Below are 16,927 nucleotides of genomic sequence, written 5' to 3'. Positions count from 1 at the left end.
GATCGGCGGTCACGAGTGGTGCCGGTAACCGACATGTCGTTGATCCGTAAGGCTTTTACATAGCTGCGAGTGTCGGTGCCCCCGTGTAGCGTCGAACGGGCGATAATGATCACGGGGAGTGCCCAAAGTGACTGCTGTGCGTAATGTCCCGGTTCCGGGACCCACCCCGGCGGTATTCCGGGATCGAGCAGAGGCCGAGGCCTACGTCGCCTCGGTCTGCTTCAAACACGGACCTCCGAGGCTGCTCGGAGTCGAATTCGAATGGACCGTCCACCACGTCGAAGACCCGGCCAGGCCGCTCGACGCGAAGACCCTCGCGTCCGCCCTCGGCAAGCACGCTCCACCGACGCTCGTCCCCGACAGCCCGCAGCGACCACTGCCCTCCGGCACACCGCTGACCGTGGAACCGGGTGGCCAGGTCGAGATCTCCACCCCGCCGCGCGAATCGCTGACGGATCTGATCAAGATCGTCTCGGCGGACATGGACCACCTGCGCGACCTGCTCGAACCGGCCGGTCTGCGGCTCGGCCACCGCGGCGCGGACCCGTTCCGCCCGCCGCGCCGGATGCTTCGAATCCCGCGTTACGCGGCCATGGAACACGCCTTCGCCCCGCTCGGGCCCGAGGGCATCACGATGATGTGCAGCACCGCCGGCCTCCAGGTGTGCCTGGACTTCGGGCTGGCCCGTGACCTGACGAAGCGCTGGGCCGCGGTGCACGCGCTCGGCCCCGTCCTCAACGCCCTGTTCGCCAACTCGCCCGGTGTGAACGGCCGTCGCACCGACTGGGCCAGCGCCAGGATGCGCACCCTCTACGCCACCGACCCGGTGCGCACCCGCCCCGCCGCGGTGTGCGCCGACCCGGCCGCCGCCTGGGCCAAGCGCGTGCTCGACACGCCGGTCATCGCGGTGCGCAGACCGGGCCCGAACTGGTTGCCACAGCGCCGCTTCACGTTCGCCGACTGGATCGCGGGAGCGCACGACCGGCCGGCGACCGCGGACGACCTTGACTACCACCTCACCCTCCAGTTCCCGCCGGTCCGGCCGCGCGGGTACGTGGAGGTGCGCTACCTCGACACCCCGCCGGCCGGCCAGTGGCTGCCGCCGGTGGTGCTGATGGCTGCGCTGTTCAGCACCCCCGAGACCGTGGACGGCGTGCTGGCGGCCACCGAGACGGCGGCGAACCGCTGGCTCGCCGCCGCGCGCTACGGCCTGGACGACCCGGTGCTCGCCCGCGCGGCGCGCGACGTGGTCGACGTGGGCTGCGTCGCGCTGTCGAACACCGACCTGTCGGTCGGGCAGACGGACGCGATCGCCGAAGAACTGCACCGCACGCTCGCTGAGAAGACCGCAGGGGGCCGTTCATGACCACTTCAGACATCGCCGGCGCCGACCTGTCGCACGTCGACGGCGTCCGCGACCGGATCGCCGCCCAGCTCACCCGCGCCCGCGACCGCAGCAGGCTGCTCACCGACGCGGTGGACGACCATGACCTCGTCCGCCAGCACTCGAAGCTGATGTCACCGCTGGTGTGGGACCTCGCCCACATCGGCAACCAGGAAGAGCTGTGGCTGGTCCGCGACGTGGGCGGCCGTGAGCCGGTCCGGGCGGACATCGACGAGCTGTACGACGCGTTCAAGCACGCCCGCTCGGCCCGTCCGGAACTGCCGCTGCTCGGTCCCGCCGAGGCGCGCAAGTACGTCGGCGAGGTCCGCGACAAGGTGTTCGACGTGCTGGAGCGCACCCCGCTCGAAGGCCACAAGCTGATCGACGGCGGGTTCGCGTTCGGCATGATCGTGCAGCACGAGCAGCAGCACGACGAGACCATGCTCGCCACGCACCAGCTGCGCGTGGGCGAGCCGGTGCTGGACGCCCCGCCGCCGCCGCGCGGTGGTCCGGTGGGCCCGGCCGAGGTGCTGGTGCCCGGTGGCCCGTTCACCATGGGCACGTCCACCGAGGCGTGGGCGCTGGACAACGAACGGCCCGCGCACCAGGTCGTCACCGAGGCGTTCTTCATCGACACCACCCCGGTGACGAACGGCGAGTACGTGGCGTTCATCGCCGACGGCGGCTACACCGACCCGCGTTGGTGGAGTGAGGCCGGCTGGGCGCACGTGCGCAAGGCTTCCCTGGTCGCGCCCCGTTTCTGGGAACGCGTCGGGGACCAGTGGTACCGCACGGCGTTCGGCGTCACCGCGCCGATCGACCCGCGGCAGCCCGTGGTGCACATCTGCTACTACGAGGCCGAGGCGTACGCGAAGTGGGCGGGCAAGCGGCTTCCCACCGAGGTCGAGTGGGAGAAGGCGGCCCGGTTCGACCCGGCGACGGGCCGGTCGCGCCGCTTCCCGTGGGGCGACGAGGACCCGGCGGAACGGCACGCGAACCTGAACCAGCGGCACCTCACGCCGGCGCCGGTGGGCGCGTACCCGGCGGGCGCGTCGGCGTTGGGCGTGCACCAGCTCATCGGCGACGTGTGGGAGTGGACCAGCTCCGACTTCCACGGCTACACCGGCTTCGAGGTGTTCCCGTACGCGGAGTACTCGCAGGTGTTCTTCGGTCCGGACCACAAGGTGTTGCGCGGCGGGTCGTTCGGCAGCGACCAGGCCGCGGTGCGCTCGACGTTCCGGAACTGGGACTACCCGATCCGGCGGCAGATCTTCGCCGGCTTCCGCTGCGCGCGGGACGCCTCGCGCGACGAGTCGGTCTGACGTGTGCCGCCATCTGGGTTACCTGGGCCCGGCCGTGCCCGTCGCCGCCCTGGTGCACGACCCGCCGAACTCGCTGGTCCGGCAGTCGTACGCGCCGGGGGACATGCGCGGCGGCGGCGCGGTCAACGTGGACGGCTACGGCGTGGGCTGGTACCCCGCGCCGGGCGGTCCGGCGCTGCGCTACCGCCGGGCGGGCACGATCTGGTCGGACGAGAACCTGCTCGCGCTGAGCCGGGCGACGGTGTCCGGCGCGGTGCTGGCCGCCGTCCGGTCGGCGACGGTCGGCATGCCGGTGGCGGACACCGCCTGCGCGCCGTTCACCGACGGGCAGTGGCTGTTCAGCCACAACGGGCGGGTGGCCGACTGGCCGGAGTCCGTGGTGGACGTCGCCAAGACGCTGTCGGTGGCGACGCTGCTGACGTTGGACGCGCCGACCGACGCGGCGCTGCTGTGGGCGTTGGCGCGGTCCCGGCTCGCGTCGGGCGCCGCGCCCGGTCCGGCGCTCGCCGACGTGGTGTCCGAAGTGGCCGCCGCCGCGCCCGGTTCGCGGCTGAACCTTTTGCTCACCAACGGAACTGTGCTCGCCGGCACCACGTGGACCCACTCGCTGTGGGTGCGTTCGGGCGACGGCGCGGTGACGTTGGCCTCCGAGCCGTTGGACGACGACCCGCGTTGGCGGGAGGTGCCCGACGGGCACGTCGTCACGGCAGATGTGTCTACTGTGGACGTTCGACGGATTGGACGAGGATGACCGAGCCAGTGCTGGACGTGCACCTGACTCCCGAGGACGCGGCCGTCGCGCTGCGGGCCGAGGCGAGGGCGGGGCTGACCGCGCGGCCGAAGTGGGTGTCGCCGAAGTGGTTCTACGACGCGGTCGGCAGCGACCTGTTCGAGGAGATCACCCGGCTGCCCGAGTACTACCCGACCCGCGCGGAGCGGGAGATCCTGGTCGCGCGGGCGGCGGAGATCGCCGCGATCACCGGCGCGCACGCGTTGGTGGAGCTGGGTTCCGGTTCGTCGGAGAAGACCCGGCTGCTGCTGAGCGCGTTGCGCAACCACGGCACGTTGACCGAGTTCGTGCCGTTGGACGTGTCGCCGTCGGCGCTCACCGACGCGGCGAAGGCGATCATGGCCGACTACCCGGGGCTGCGGGTGCACGGCGTGGTCGGCGACTTCACCGAGCACCTGGGCCTGCTGCCCGGCTCGCCGCCGCGGGTGGTGGCGTTCCTCGGGGGCACGATCGGCAACCTGATCCCGGAGGAGCGTGACAAGTTCTTCGCGTCGGTGCGCGAGGTGCTGAACGCGGGGGAGTGGCTGCTGCTGGGCACGGACCTGGTGAAGGACCCGGAGGTCCTGGTCCGGGCGTACGACGACGCTCAGGGCGTGACGGCGGAGTTCAACCGGAACGTCCTGCGCGTGATGAACCGGGAGTTGGACGCGGACTTCGACCCGGACGACTTCGAGCACGTCGCCCTGTGGAACGCGGAGGAGGAGTGGATCGAGATGCGGTTGCGTGCGTTGCGCCCGGTCAAGGCGCACGTCGCCGCGCTCGCGCTGGACGTCGAGTTCGCCGAGGGCGAGGAGCTGCGGACCGAGGTGTCGGCGAAGTTCCGGCCTGACGGCGTGGCCCGCGAGCTGGCCGCCTCCGGCTTCGAGGTGCACCGCTGGTGGACCGACTCGGAGGGCCGGTTCGCGCTCACGTTGGCCCGCGCCGCCGGCTAGCGCTCCAGCGCCCTGATCCGGGCCGGCTGCGAGAGCACGTCGGTGCTGTCGACGTACTGGTCGACGGCACCGACGAGCGGCAGCGCGGCCACCTCCGGGTCGGTGATCGCGGCGCGCAGGGCGGCGGTGAACCGCTCGGCGTGCAGCACCTGGAACGGCCTGGAGTGGTACGGCCGGGTGGTCGGGTCCACCGGCTCGGCCAGCCCCAGGTCGTTGCACCGGGTCGCCACCTCTTCGTACGCCGTGGCCAGGTGGCGCTCCCGCTCGTGCCAGTCGGTCGCCGCGAGCACCGCCCGCAGGACCGGCACCAGGTCGGCGTACCGGGCGAACGCCGAACCGAGCCACTTGCCGTACGGCGGGTAGCGGCGGTCGACCAGCAGCCGCAGCCGCATCAGGTCGCGGGTCAGCCGGGCCGCGACGACGGCCGACCCGAGCTCGTCGCCGACCTCGCCGCACCGGCCGACGAACGCCTCCTCCTGCGAGATCCGCAGCCACTGGCACGCCAGCACGTGCCGCCACACGTCGTCCGGGTACCAGGCCAGCGCCTCGCGTGCAGCGGTCAGCACGCGGAGCCCGTCGTGGAACACCGCGCCCGCCGTCGTCTCGGCCAGCCGCTGGGTGGGCGCGGTCAGCCAGTCCCGCACGGTCACGCCGGCGCGCGGGTCGAAGCCCAGCTCCCGGTCGAACCACGTGCCCGCGTCCGTGACGTCCACCCGGTGGTCCACCGGCCCCTCGGTGAGGGCCATCCGCGCGCTCACGTGGTCGCTGTCGCCGCCCTCGAAGTGCGTGGGGAAGCCGAGGAACGCCTTGGGCAGGTGCTCGGCCAGCGCGGTCCGGATGTCGTCGGCGCGGGTGTCGTCCGGGTCCAGGAACAGCTGTAGACGCGGACCCCAATCGTGGTCGGCGGACCGCTCGGTGTCGAAGCCCAGCACCTCCGAACCCGCGCCGATCCGGGCGGCGCTGTGCGGCACCTCGCCGAAGTGCCGCCTGACCAGCGGTTCGACCGCCTCCCGGTAGAAGCGCTCGGACAGGACCAGGCCGGGCACGAACCGTCCGTCGGACACGAATCCTCCGTTCTGCGGGTGTTGCCCCGCCCCGACGAGTGCCACTCTCGCGCGACGGCGTCGTGGTGTCACCGAGGGGCGACGCCGAGTGAACCGAGGGAGCGCCACCACATGCAACTGCACCAGAGAGCCCTGGCCTTAACGCTGGCAGTGGGCACGGTGATGTCCGGTCTCGTGGGCATCGCCGCCGCCGAAGCCGAGACGCGGGGCGCCGCCCCGATCGAGTGGTCGACGTGCGCGGCCGACGTGCTCGCCGAGATCCCGGCCGCGCAGCGGGACAAGGTCAGCTGCGCCAACCACCCGGTGCCGATGGACCACGCCAGACCGAACGGCGCGAAGATCACCGTCGCCTTGATGAAGCGCCCGGCCGAGGACCAGGCCAACCGGGTCGGCTCGCTGTTCATCAACCCCGGCGGTCCGGGTGGCGCGGGGCTCATCTACTCCGCGTACGGCAGCTCGTTCTTCCAGCCCGAGATCATGAAGCGGTTCGACCTGATCGGGTTCGACCCGCGCGGTGTCGGCCGCAGTTCGCCGTTGCGCTGCTTCAAGACCCTCGAAGAGGCCAACGAGATCTTCGGCCGCATGTCCGCCATCCCGGTCACCCGCACCGAGATCCGCAACACCATGGACGCGACCGAGGACTACACGGACGCGTGCGCGCGCAACGCGGGTCCGCTGCTGAACCACATGTCCACCGAAGCCGTGGCACGTGACCTCGACCTGCTGCGGCAGGGCGTCGGCGACCGGCAGCTCACGTTCGTGGGCTTCTCCTACGGCACGCTGCTCGGCGCGACCTACGCCAACATCTTCCCGTCGAAGTCCCGCGCCCTGGTGCTGGACGGCAACGTCGACCCGGCGCTGCGCACGTCCAACGGCGCGGAGTACGACCGGCAGCGAGCGCAGGGCTTCGAACTGGCGCTGGACGCGTTCCTCAAGCGCTGTGACGCCGAGGGCGACAAGTGCGCGTACAGCGACGGCGACCCGCGGGCGAAGTTCGACGAGGTGCGCGACCACCTGCGCACGCAGTCGATCACGCTGCCGTCCGGTCAGGTCGTGACCCACGACGGCTACATCGGCCGGGTCAGCGGCGACCTGTACGCGCCGACCAGGTTCAAGGCGCTGGCCGCGTGGTTGCAGAACGTCTACGCGGTGCTGCACCCGGGCGTGGCCGTGTTCACCGCGCAGGCCGAGTTGCTGCCGCCGTTGGCGAACAAGCGCGGTCTGGCGGACGTCCGGGCCGGGCTCACCGGCGACACCGAGTACCTGTACGACGACTCGTACTACGGCGTGAACTGCACGGACAAGCCGTTCGTCCGCGTGCCGCAGCTGTTCCCGGCGCTGGCCGCGAAGTGGGAGCGGGAGTCGCCGACGTTCGGCCGCCAGCAGGCCGCGTCCGACCTGCTGACGTGCGCGACCTGGCCGGTGCCCCGTCCCGACCGCTGGGCCGGGCCGTGGCACCGACGCACGCCGAACCCGGTCGTCGTGGTGGGCAACTACTACGACCCGGCCACGCAGTACGAGTTCTCCAAGCGCATGGCCCGGCAGCTGGGCAACGCGCGGCTGATCAGCGTGGACTCGTTCGGGCACTGCATCCTCGGTGACAGCGCCGGCGCGGACACCCTGGTGACGGACTACCTGGTGAACCTCAAGGCCCCGGCCGACGGCCAGGTGTTCCAGCCCAACGTCCAGCCGTTCTAGTGGTCCAGGGTGCGGCCGTGGCGAACGCGACGGCCGCACCCGCCAGGACCACCAGGCCGGCGGGAATCCGGAGGGACCCCGACTCCACGGCGAACGCCCCGGCCAGGTAGGCGGCGGACGTGAGCAGCACGACCACGTTCCGCCGCCGCCATGCCAGGACCGCGAGGCCCACCGCCACCACCACCGCGAGTGCCAGTTCGTCGAGGTCCACGTGGTCGAACGAGACGGCGGTGGCCGACACCATCGTGAAGGAGCCCTCGTCCGGCGGGTCCACGGCGATGAACCAGCCGTCGAAGGCTTCGCCCAGCCACAGCCAGACGCCGACGAGCATCAGCGCGTACCAGACGCCGGGACGGCGGGCGTGCAGCTCGTAGCCGGCGAGCACCAGTGCCGCCAGGCAGAGCAGGATCGCCATCGGATCCCACAGCGCGCCGCCGAACCCGACCACCGCCAGGACGTGCCACGGCCGCACGCGGTGGGCGTGCGCGTGGGCGACGACCGCGCCGGCGGCGAGCGCGAACTCCGGGTAGCCGGGGCCGGGCAGCGGCGTGACGCTCCACATCAGCGCCGCGAACTGCTCCTCGGACAGGAACTGCAGGCCCGGCGCCGGAGGAGCGGGCTCGTAGAGGTACCAGAGCGCGATCAGGTAGCCGAGGGCCGAGCCGCCGAGAGTGGCACCGCGTGTCCGCCAGGCCCAGAACCCCAGACCGAGCGCGATCACCGTCCCGGCCATCAACCTGATCAGTTCGACCACGCACCCCACCCCCGGCGGACAACCCTAGCGACCCGGCAGGGGCATTCCTCCGACAGTTCGGGTGGTGGCCGTGGCGTACGCGAGCGCCGCACCCGCCAGGACCACGAACTGCGCCGGCGGCGCCGACAGCGTGATGAACAGTGGGACGACCAAGGTTTCCTGGTTGGGGGTCACGTAAGCGAATCCCACGTAGACAAGGCCCGTGAGCAGCATGATCGGGCTCTTGCGCCGCCACGACCACACGGCCAGGGCGATCGCGACCACGACGGCCAGGAAGACCTCGTCGTAGCCGGCCGCCGAGTTCGACTCGGTGGCGGCACTCCGGCCCGAGACCATCAAGAGCGGGGCCTGGCCGTCGGGCAGGTTCGAGATCCCCGGCTCGCGAAATGGCGATGCCGGGATCACCCTGTCCACGGCCAGCCACACCACCAGGCCGACGCCGACGACCAGCAGCGGGTACCAGGCGCCGGGACGGCGGGAGTCCAGGTCGTAGGCGGCGGCCAGCAGGGCTACGACCAGCAGGGCCATCGAGAGCAGTGTCGCCGCGGTGACCTGCACCAGCAAGCCGGGCAACCCGACGATCGCCAACACGTGCCAAGGTCGCAGGCCGTTCATCCGGGCGTGCGCGAACACGGCGCCCGCGACCACCACCAGCTCCGGGTACGGCGGGAGGTTGACGTCGAAGGACGGTTCCGGCGTGGGAAGCGGCATGTAGGACATCCAGCCCGTTTGCTCGGCGTCCATCGGCAGCGACAACCAGAGCGCCGCCAGGTACCCCGCCGCCGTGGCCGCGATCGTGGAGCTGCGCGCCCGCCACGCCCAGAAGCCCAAGCCGACGGCCACCGCGAGTCCGACCAGGAACCGGCCGAGATCGAACGCCTGCGGGTCGACCCAGAGCACCCACCAGCCGATCGATCCCCTGGTCAACGCGAGCGCGAACAGGACCGATCCGGTCACCAGCAACGGGAACCAGATGCCGGGCTTCTCGGCGTGCACCTCGCGTGCCTTGAGCAACAGCCCCGCGATCACCAGCGAGAGCCCGGTTTCGACCGGCGGGCCGCCCTCCCACAGCGGGAGGACGAGCCCGACCAGCACGAGTAACGCCCAGACAGTGTTGAACCACACGGCTTTCGGTGTGAAGACCCCCATGGGCGCGTAACCCTAGCGGCTCTCCGAGATCCCGAAGCGGGTGTGCACCTGACGCAGCCACCCCGGCGCCCACCAGTTCGCGCGACCGGCGAGCCGCATCAACGCGGGCACCAGCACGGCCCGGACGAACGTCGCGTCCACGATGATCGCCACCGCCATGCCCGCGCCCAACATCTGCAAGTACATCACGCTGCCCGACGCGTAAGCGGCGAACGACAGGGCCAGGATCGCCGCGGCCGCCGTGATCAGTGGCGCGCTGCGCTGGATCCCGGTGGCGACGGCGGCCCGCTCGTCACCGGTGCGCGCGTACTCCTCGGCGATGCGCGACACCATGAACACCTCGTAGTCCATGGACAGTCCGTAGGCGATGCAGAACATCAGGATCGGGATGCTCGGTTCCAGCGTGCCGGTCGGCGTGAAGTCCAGGACGCCCGACAGGTTCCCGTTCTGGAAGCCCCACACCACCACGCCGAACATGACCCCGAGGCTGAGCAGGTTCAACACGGTTGCCTTGAGCGGCAAGAGGATGCTGCCGGTCATCAGGAACAGCAGCACGAACGTGATGATCAGGATCAGGGCCACGACGAGCGGCACGCGGTCGGTCAGCGCGTCGCGGAAGTCGGCCAGTTCGGCCGGGTAGCCGCCGACGAGGTAGTCGGGTTGGAGCGCGCGGACCTTCGCCACCAACTCCGGCACGTCACCCGCGAGGGCTTCCTGGGACGGGATCGCCGTCCACACCGTGCCGTAGCCGTTGGTCTCCACGTCGACCTGCACGATGCCGGGGACGTCCCCGAGCCGTGCGGCGAAGTCGTCGCCCTGCGCGCCCTTGGCGATCACGCGGATGGCATCGGTCTTCTCCTGCCCGAAACCGTCGCGGATCTGGTCCTGCACGATCCGGCTGGACGCGTCGGCGGGCAGGATCCGGTCGTCGGGCAGGCCGAACTTCAGTCCCAGCACCGGTGAGGCGAGCAGGAGCAGCAACGCCAGCACCGCGCCGCCGACCAGGAGCGGCCGGTTCATCACCGTGTTCGCCGTCCGCGCCCAGAAACCGTTGGACCGTTCGACGGCCGGGTGCGGCTTGAGGCACGCGAGGGCGGCGGGCAGGACGGTGAGCGCGCCGACCACGGCGAAGCCGACCACCAACACGCCCGCGTAGGCGAAGGAACGCAGGAACGGGAAGGGGAACAGCAGCAGCATCGCCAGGGACGCGGCCACGGTGAGTCCGCTGAACAGGACCGTGCGCCCGGCCGTCGCGACAGCCCGTTCGACCGCTTCCGGCACGGTCGAGCCGCCGGCGAGTTCCTCGCGGTAGCGGGCGATGACGAACAGGCAGTAGTCCACGCCCAGCGCCAGGCCCATGACCAGAGTGATGTTCGCGGCGAACGTGGAGACCTCGGTCAGGGCCGTGAGGCCGCGCAGTGCGGCCAGGGTGCCGACCATGGCGAACAGGCCCACGCCGAGCGTCGTCAACGCCAGGGAAACCCGGCGGTACAACAGGATCAGCAGGAGCAGCACCACCGGAATCACGATGATCTCGGCGCGCAGGAAGTCCTGGGCGGCTTGGGCGCCGACCTGGCGGAACACCTCGTCCTGCCCGCCGACGCCCACGGTGATCACGTCGTCCGCCCGGGTGAACCGTTCGGACAGTTCCGCGATGGCCTTGCGGGCCTCGGTGGCCGAGCCCGGAACCCACGCCAGGATCAACGCCTGGCTGCCGTCCTCGGACTTGAGCGCGGGGCTCTCGCGGTCCCAGTAGGACTCGACCTGGCGCACGTCGGGTGCGAGTTCCGCGGCCAGCGCACGGCCTCGCTCGGCGTTGCGCGGGTCGTCCACGTCGCCGTCGCGTGCCGTGACCAGCAGAGTCAGGTTGGGGTTGCCGGTGTCGAACTCCTCCGCCAGCACCTCGGCCGCGCGCAGCGACTCCGTGCCGGGCGCCTCGAAGCGGGACAAGGACAGCGCCGCCAACGTGCCGCTGCCCACGACGGCCGCCGCCACCGCGACGATCGCGGCGACGATCAGGATCAAGCGTCGCCGGCGCACGGCGAATCGCCCCAGCTTGAACACGGGGTACTCCTCGGATCGGGCAGAATGCGAGCAAGTGCTCGTGTTCTGAAAATACGAGCACTTGCTCGTGTTTGTCAACGAGTGGGAAGGTGGTGCCCGTGGAGCCGAAGGTGGTGCGCCGGCAGGCGCGGGGTGAACGGCGGATGGCCGAACTCCAGGACGCGGCGGCGGCGGTGTTCGCCGAAGTCGGTTACGAGGCCGCGACGACCAACGCCATCGCCGCGCGGGCGGGCGTGTCGCCGGGCACGCTGTACCAGTTCTACGGCAACAAGGAGGCCATCGCGCAAGCGTTGGCGGACCGGTACCTGGAGCAGCTGCGGTCCGCGCACGGCGCGTTGACGCCGGAGCTGGCGCACCTGCCGCTGGACGAGCTGGTCGACCGGATGGCCGGGCCGATGATCGAGGTGAACGTGGCCAACCCGGGCTTCAAGGCGTTGTTCGGCCGGGCCGACATGCCGGAACGCCTGGCCGAGCCGACCCGGGCCGTGCACGCGGCCCTGTTCGGGCGGATCGACGCCGTGCTCGCGGCCCGCCGGCCGGACCTGCCCGCAGCCGACCGCGCCCGTGCCGCGCAGGTGACCATGCGGCTGTTCGGCGGGCTGATCCCGATGATCGTGTCGGCCGGGGAGGACGAGCGCCCGGCGTTGGTCGAAGAGCTGAAGAAGGTGCTGCGCGGCTACCTCGTGCAGATCCTGGGGTGAACGCGCGGACGTGAGGGACGCCCTGATCGGCGCCCCTCACGTCCTGTCGTGCGGCTATCGCTTACTTCGGCAGCGCTTACTTCGGCGGCGGCGGGACCAGGCAGCTGATCGGCGCCGACTGGTTGCCCGACGCGTCCACGCCGTAGACGAGGGCGTCGCCCTTGAGCGTGATGCGCCAGTCGATGTCACCGACACCGGGCTTCTGGTTCGGCGTCGCACCCGGCGCCTGCACCAGCTTGATCTTCGTGCCGGACGCGAACCCGCCGAACACGGCCGTGCTCGCCGAGTCGGAGACGAAGATCTGCGGGTTCGGGTCGACCGCGTCGGTCGCGGTCAGGACGAAGAAGCCGTCCTCGTTGTCGGCCGGCGGCTCGTTGCCACCGCCCGGGTTGTTGGTGGGCTGGCACGTCACGACCGGGGGAGTGGTGTCCACCCAGTCCTTCAGCACGTCGTCGCACACCTGGTGGCCGGCGGCGTGGGTGAAGCAGCCGCGGATCGAGTCCGTGCCCAGGCCCGCGAGGCCCTGGGTTGCCGGGTAGACGAAGTCCGCCGTGCCGGCGGCCGAGGTGTTCGCGCCACCGGCCGCGCCCGTGTTCGGGCCGGACAGGATCGCGAAGGTGACGGCCGTGTTCGGCACGGGGTCGCCGAAGTCGTCGGTGACGGTGGCGGTCACGGCGTGCGTCTGGCCCGGCGTGCCGAGCTCGTTGACCTCGTGCTCGGGCTCGACGTCGATGAACGCCGCGCAACCGCGCACGTTCACCGTCGGGTTGCCGAACGTCACGACGTGGCCTTCGGTGTCGGAGTAGGCGACCGACGGGTTGACCGCCAGCACGCCGCCACCGGCGGCCGGGAGGTGGGTCGCGGTGAACGTCAGCGTCACCGATTCGGTGCTCAACTCGTCGATGGTCCAGGTGAGCTGGTTGCCGGCCTGGTTGACCGAGCCCTTGGAGACCGCCGCGCCGCTGACCGAGAACTGCGGCGCCACGGTGTCGACCACGGTCACGTTCGTCGCCGCGGGCACCACGATGGCCGCGCCGATCGCCTCGAAGATCTCTTGCAGCTGCGCGGGGCTCGGGGCCTCGTAGTAGTGGGTGGCGTCGGGATCCGTGGTCCAGTCCCGGATCTCGGCCGAGTCGACGGAGCCGAGGCCGATGCCGAAGATCTCGGTGCCGGCCGTCCGTGCCGCTGCCGCGTCGTCACTCGCGTCGCTGCCCACGGTCGTCATGCCGTCGGTCATGATGACCATGATCTTGGAGTTGCCGGGCAGTGATCCGGCGAGCTGTGCCTGGCCGGTGGAGATGGCCGCGGAGTGGTTCGTGCCGCCGGACGCGTTGAGCGCGTCGATGGCGGACTTGGCGGCGTTCGCGTCCGACGAGAGCGGCGCGTCCACCGAGGCGCCGTCGGCGAAACTGACCACGCCGATCCGGCTGCCGTTGGCGATGACGCCGTCCAGCGAGCCGTCGGTGGCCTCGTCGATGATGTCCACGAACGACTTGGCGGCGACCTTGAGGTCGCCGATGGCGCCCGCCATGCTGCCGGACCGGTCGAGCACCAGCTCGATGTCCACCGGGTTGCCGGCGATGCCGGTCTGGGCGTCGAGCGTGACGGTGACCGGGACGGAGCCGCCACAGGTGATGTCGGTGGCGCCGAGCGTCTTCGTGCCGGTGACCGTTCCATCGGCGGCTGACGCCGCGGTGGTGGTGGCGAGTGGGGCGGCGAGTGCGGCCAACAGGATCGCGGTTACGCCGCAAGCCCGTCTTCGAGAGTTCTTGAGCATTCGGTTTCGCACCTCCTCGTGCGTGCCGACGGGTGTGAATCCCCCTCTGGAATCACGCCTGAGTATTCCGGTGAAGCCGGGTGTGTCAGTCCCCGAACAGGTGCGGACCAGGGAAGATCCGAACCGGATGACGTTCCGAGCGAATCGGATGGCGTCGGCAGGACGAGGTTAGGCGGGCATTCCGTGGAACGACAATACGTTCACCCGTTCGGTCTAGCGGAAATTGTCGTTCGTTTTTGATCGGCGCTTCGTTACATTAGTATTCGGAATTGTGACGACAATGCGCCGGACGGCCGGCGCGCGACCCGTTCCCAGGCGTGGAAGTCGCCGGCGCCGAGTGCCGCAAGCTCCGTGCGGGCCGTGAGCAGCGAAAGGGCCGTCCACCCGGAGGTGGACGGCCCGTTCACGTGCAGATGACTAGCTGCGGACCATCTTGCGGAGCACGTACTGCATGATGCCGCCGTTGCGGTAGTAGTCGGCCTCGCCGGGGGTGTCGATGCGGACGACCGCGTCGAACTCCACCTTCGCGCCACCCGTCTTCGTCGCCACCACGTGCACCGTCCGAGGCGTGTCGCCGTCGTTCAGCGCGGTGATGCCGGTGAAGTCGAAGGTCTCCGTGCCATCCAGACCCAGCGACGCCGCCGTCGACCCCTGCGGGTACTGGAGCGGCAGGACGCCCATGCCGATCAGGTTCGACCGGTGGATGCGCTCGAACGACTCGGCGATCACGGCCCGCACGCCGAGCAGCGAGGTGCCCTTCGCGGCCCAGTCGCGCGACGAGCCGGAGCCGTACTCCTTGCCCGCCAACACGACCAGCGGCACACCGGCCGCCGCGTAGGCCTCGGACGCGTCGTAGATCGTGGTCTGCGGCGCGCCCTCCTCCAGGAAGTTCCGGGTGAACCCGCCCTGCACGCCCTGCCCGTTGCCCTCATCGGCGAGCAGCAGGTTGCGCAGCCGGATGTTCGCGAACGTGCCCCGGATCATCACCTCGTGGTTGCCCCGGCGCGAGCCGTACGAGTTGAAGTCCGTGCGCTCCACGCCGTGCTCGGTCAGGTACTTGCCCGCGGGCGAGTCGGCCTTGATCGAACCGGCGGGGGAGATGTGGTCCGTGGTGACCGAGTCGCCCAGCAGCGCCAACACCCGCGCGCCGCTGATCTCCGTCACCGGGGACGGGTCCATCTGCATGCCGTCGAAGTACGGGGGCTTCCGCACGTACGTGGACTGCGGGTCCCACTCGAACGTCTTGCCGGTCGGCGTGGGCAGCGACTGCCAGCGCTGGTCACCGGCGAACACGTCCTTGTAGCCCTTGGCGAAGCCCTCCGGCGAGATCGACGACGCGACGACCTCGGAGATCTCCTGCGGCGTCGGCCAGATGTCGGCCAGGTACACCGGCTTGCCGTCCTGGTCCGTGCCCAGCGGCTCGGTGGTGATGTCCTTGTCCATCGAACCGGCCAGCGCGTACGCCACCACGAGCGGCGGGGACGCGAGGTAGTTCATCTTGATGTCCGGGTTGATCCGGCCCTCGAAGTTCCGGTTGCCCGACAGCACCGACACCGCCGCCAGGTCGCCCTGGTTGATGCCCGCCGAGATCTCGTCCTGCAACGGACCCGAGTTGCCGATGCACGTGGTGCAGCCGTAGCCGACCAGGTGGAAGCCCAGCTTCTCCAGGTACGGCAGCAGCCCCGCGCGCTCGTAGTAGTCCATGACGACCTTGGAACCCGGCGCCAGCGTGGTCTTGACCCACGGCTTGCGCTCCAGGCCCTTCTCCACGGCCTTCTTCGCCAGCAGCGCCGCGCCGAGCATCACCGACGGGTTGGACGTGTTGGTGCACGACGTGATCGCGGCGATCGCCACGGCGCCGTGGTCCAGCTCGAACTCCGCGCCGTCCAGCGAGACCTTGACCGGGTTGGACGCCCGGCCCTCCGCGCCCTCGGCGGCGGAGTGGAACACGTGCGGCGAACCGCCCGCGTCACCGTTGCTCAGTGCGGGCGAGTCGCTGGCCGGGAACGACTCCTCGGACGCCTCGTCCACCGGCGAGTTCGTCACGCCGTCGGTGTGCGCGACGTAAGCGCCGAGCGCCTGCCGGAACGCCTCCTTGGCGTTGGTCAGGTCGATCCGGTCCTGCGGGCGCTTCGGGCCGGCGATCGACGGGACGATCGTCGACAGGTCCAGCTCCAGCGTCTCGGAGTACACCGGCTCGGCCGACGGGTCGTGCCAGAGACCCTGGTCCTTGGCGTAGGCCTCGACCAGCGCCAGCTGCTCGGCGGTGCGGCCGGTCAGCTTCAGGTACTCGATGGTCTCGCCGTCGATCGGGAAGATCGCGCAGGTGGACCCGAACTCGGGGCTCATGTTGCCGATGGTGGCGCGGTTGGCCAGCGGCACCGCGCCGACGCCCGAGCCGTAGAACTCGACGAACTTGCCGACCGCGCCGTGCTTGCGCAGCATCTCGGTGATCGTCAGCACCAGGTCGGTCGCGGTCGCGCCGGGGGGCAGCTCGCCGTGCAGCTTGAAGCCCACCACGCGCGGGATCAGCATGGAGACCGGCTGGCCCAGCATGGCGGCCTCGGCCTCGATGCCGCCGACGCCCCAGCCCAGCACGCCGATGCCGTTGACCATGGTGGTGTGGCTGTCGGTGCCGACGAGCGTGTCCGGGTAGGCCTGGCCGTTGCGGACCATCACCACGCGGGCCAGGTGCTCGATGTTCACCTGGTGCACGATGCCGGTGCCCGGCGGGACGACCTTGAACTCGTCGAACGCGGTCTGGCCCCAGCGCAGGAACTGGTAGCGCTCCTTGTTGCGCTGGTACTCCAGGTCGACGTTCAGCTCGAACGCGTCCGGCCGGCCGAAGATGTCGGCGATCACCGAGTGGTCGATGACCAGTTCGGCGGGCGCCAGCGGGTTCACCTTCGTCGGGTCGCCGCCGAGCTGGGTGACGGCCTCGCGCATGGTGGCCAGGTCGACCACGCACGGCACGCCGGTGAAGTCCTGCATCACCACCCGGGACGGGGTGAACTGGATCTCGGTGTTCGGCTCGGCCGACGGATCCCAGCTGCCCAGCGCGCGCACGTGGTCGGCGGTGATGTTCACGCCGTCCTCGGTCCGCAGCAGGTTCTCCAGCAGGATCTTCAAGCTGTACGGCAGGCGCTCGGCGCCGTCGACCGCGCTCAGCCGGAACACCTCGTACGAGGCGTCGCCGACGGTGAGCGTGCCGCGGGCGCCGAAGCTGTCCTTGCTTGGTGCAGTCACGTGAAACTCCATCTGGTCACGCGCGAAGTCGGTAGGGGAACTTCTG

Annotated in this window: 12 protein-coding genes; 6 read left to right on the top strand and 6 right to left on the bottom strand. The window is 70.6% G+C overall.

What is annotated here, in order from left to right; translation table 11 throughout:
* Nucleotides 1-118: 118 nt before the first annotated feature.
* From F4560_RS19225 to egtD, 4 genes are read left to right on the top strand one after another with little or no spacing between them, the layout of a single operon-like run.
* Nucleotides 119-1,366 carry a glutamate-cysteine ligase family protein gene (locus F4560_RS19225; RefSeq protein ID WP_184921877.1) on the top strand — a complete coding sequence of 416 codons (1,248 nt, stop codon included), beginning with the start codon at nucleotides 119-121 and terminating at the stop codon, nucleotides 1,364-1,366.
* Complete coding sequence (gene egtB, locus F4560_RS19220) at nucleotides 1,363-2,706, top strand: ergothioneine biosynthesis protein EgtB (protein WP_184921875.1); 1,344 nt, start codon at nucleotides 1,363-1,365, stop codon at nucleotides 2,704-2,706. The genes F4560_RS19225 and egtB overlap by 4 nt, the downstream gene beginning before the upstream one ends.
* Nucleotide 2,707: 1 nt before the next feature.
* Nucleotides 2,708-3,457, top strand: coding sequence for an ergothioneine biosynthesis protein EgtC (gene egtC, locus F4560_RS19215; RefSeq protein ID WP_184921873.1), 750 nt, complete (start codon nucleotides 2,708-2,710; stop codon nucleotides 3,455-3,457).
* Complete coding sequence (egtD, locus tag F4560_RS19210) at nucleotides 3,454-4,428, top strand: L-histidine N(alpha)-methyltransferase (protein ID WP_184921871.1); 975 nt, start codon at nucleotides 3,454-3,456, stop codon at nucleotides 4,426-4,428. The genes egtC and egtD overlap by 4 nt, the downstream gene beginning before the upstream one ends.
* On the opposite strand, the gene F4560_RS19205 is transcribed toward egtD, so the two are convergent.
* Entirely contained in the window at nucleotides 4,425-5,492 is a 1,068-nt protein-coding gene (locus tag F4560_RS19205; protein ID WP_184921870.1) for a DUF4037 domain-containing protein, read from the bottom strand. The two genes, egtD and F4560_RS19205, sit on opposite strands and share 4 nt — an antisense overlap.
* Before the next feature lie 111 nt (nucleotides 5,493-5,603).
* Here F4560_RS19205 and F4560_RS19200 point away from each other — a divergent pair, with 111 nt between their 5' ends.
* On the top strand, nucleotides 5,604-7,190 hold the full coding sequence (locus F4560_RS19200; protein WP_184921869.1) for an alpha/beta hydrolase: 1,587 nt from the start codon (nucleotides 5,604-5,606) through the stop codon (nucleotides 7,188-7,190).
* On the opposite strand, the gene F4560_RS19195 is transcribed toward F4560_RS19200, so the two are convergent.
* From F4560_RS19195 to F4560_RS19185, 3 genes are read right to left on the bottom strand one after another with little or no spacing between them, the layout of a single operon-like run.
* The gene (locus tag F4560_RS19195; RefSeq protein ID WP_184921868.1) at nucleotides 7,138-7,944 is read right to left on the bottom strand and encodes a hypothetical protein; all 807 of its coding nucleotides are present in this window, start codon (nucleotides 7,942-7,944) and stop codon (nucleotides 7,138-7,140) included. The two genes, F4560_RS19200 and F4560_RS19195, sit on opposite strands and share 53 nt — an antisense overlap.
* A 24-nt stretch (nucleotides 7,945-7,968) precedes the next feature.
* Complete coding sequence (locus tag F4560_RS19190; RefSeq protein ID WP_184921867.1) at nucleotides 7,969-9,093, bottom strand: hypothetical protein; 1,125 nt, start codon at nucleotides 9,091-9,093, stop codon at nucleotides 7,969-7,971.
* Between the two features lie 12 nt (nucleotides 9,094-9,105).
* Nucleotides 9,106-11,157: an MMPL family transporter gene (locus F4560_RS19185; RefSeq protein ID WP_184921866.1), complete on the bottom strand. Its 2,052-nt coding sequence runs from the start codon at nucleotides 11,155-11,157 to the stop codon at nucleotides 9,106-9,108.
* Nucleotides 11,158-11,255: 98 nt separating this feature from the next.
* Here F4560_RS19185 and F4560_RS19180 point away from each other — a divergent pair, with 98 nt between their 5' ends.
* A complete protein-coding gene (locus tag F4560_RS19180; RefSeq protein WP_312869366.1) occupies nucleotides 11,256-11,858 on the top strand; it encodes a TetR/AcrR family transcriptional regulator in 603 nt (200 codons plus the stop codon).
* A gap of 76 nt (nucleotides 11,859-11,934) precedes the next feature.
* Here the strand turns inward: F4560_RS19180 and F4560_RS19175 are convergent, their stop codons facing one another.
* A complete protein-coding gene (locus F4560_RS19175) occupies nucleotides 11,935-13,635 on the bottom strand; it encodes a VWA domain-containing protein (RefSeq protein WP_184921865.1) in 1,701 nt (566 codons plus the stop codon).
* Nucleotides 13,636-14,052: 417 nt separating this feature from the next.
* Nucleotides 14,053-16,893: an aconitate hydratase gene (locus F4560_RS19170; RefSeq protein ID WP_221483568.1), complete on the bottom strand. Its 2,841-nt coding sequence runs from the start codon at nucleotides 16,891-16,893 to the stop codon at nucleotides 14,053-14,055.
* Nucleotides 16,894-16,927 lie beyond the last annotated feature (34 nt).

Origin of the sequence: Saccharothrix ecbatanensis (assembly GCF_014205015.1) — a bacterium.
Taxonomy (GTDB): domain Bacteria; phylum Actinomycetota; class Actinomycetes; order Mycobacteriales; family Pseudonocardiaceae; genus Actinosynnema; species Actinosynnema ecbatanense.
Note: the sequence above shows the minus strand (reverse complement) of the source record. Positions and strands in the feature narration are given on the sequence as shown.

Excerpts from the sequence above, each read along its gene's own strand:
- F4560_RS19175 (WP_184921865.1), bottom strand. The coding sequence starts at position 13,635 with ATGCTCAAGAACTCTCGAAGACGGGCTTGCGGCGTAACCGCGATCCTG.
- F4560_RS19170 (WP_221483568.1), bottom strand. The coding sequence starts at position 16,893 with ATGGAGTTTCACGTGACTGCACCAAGCAAGGACAGCTTCGGCGCCCGC.
- egtD (WP_184921871.1), top strand. The coding sequence starts at position 3,454 with ATGACCGAGCCAGTGCTGGACGTGCACCTGACTCCCGAGGACGCGGCC.
- F4560_RS19190 (WP_184921867.1), bottom strand. The coding sequence starts at position 9,093 with ATGGGGGTCTTCACACCGAAAGCCGTGTGGTTCAACACTGTCTGGGCG.
- F4560_RS19200 (WP_184921869.1), top strand. The coding sequence starts at position 5,604 with ATGCAACTGCACCAGAGAGCCCTGGCCTTAACGCTGGCAGTGGGCACG.
- egtB (WP_184921875.1), top strand. The coding sequence starts at position 1,363 with ATGACCACTTCAGACATCGCCGGCGCCGACCTGTCGCACGTCGACGGC.